The organism is Burkholderia sp. SIMBA_051, assembly GCF_046534915.1.
Lineage (GTDB): Bacteria > Pseudomonadota > Gammaproteobacteria > Burkholderiales > Burkholderiaceae > Burkholderia > Burkholderia ambifaria.
Genome location: NZ_JAWRXS010000174.1, coordinates 1 through 287, shown reverse-complemented (window position 1 = coordinate 287; position 287 = coordinate 1). Strand labels below are relative to the sequence as shown.

Genomic DNA, 287 nt, shown 5'->3' with positions numbered 1-287 from the left:
CAAGCAAGGCCTCACGTACGCGCAGCAGAGCGACCAGGTGATGGCCGCGCTGAAGGCGCAGAGCCCCGAGGTGACGCTGCAGCGCGTCGAGGTGGAAAACAATACGGCGGAGCGCGCGATCAGGCCGCTGGTTCTCGGCAGGCGCAATTATCTGTTCGCAGGCTCCGACGGCGGTGGCCAAAGCGCGGCGGTGATCTATAGCCTGATCGGTACGGCGCGCCTGAACAGCATCGAGCCGTTTGCCTACCTGCGCACGGTGTTTGAGCGCATCGCCGATCATCCCATCA

The 287-nt window shown here is 64.5% G+C and carries 1 protein-coding gene; it reads left to right on the top strand.

Annotation, left to right across the window (positions count from 1 at the left end; translation table 11 throughout):
• A partial coding sequence (locus tag SB771_RS34065; RefSeq protein ID WP_410721925.1) for a transposase domain-containing protein occupies nt 1-287 on the top strand: 287 nt, incomplete at both ends.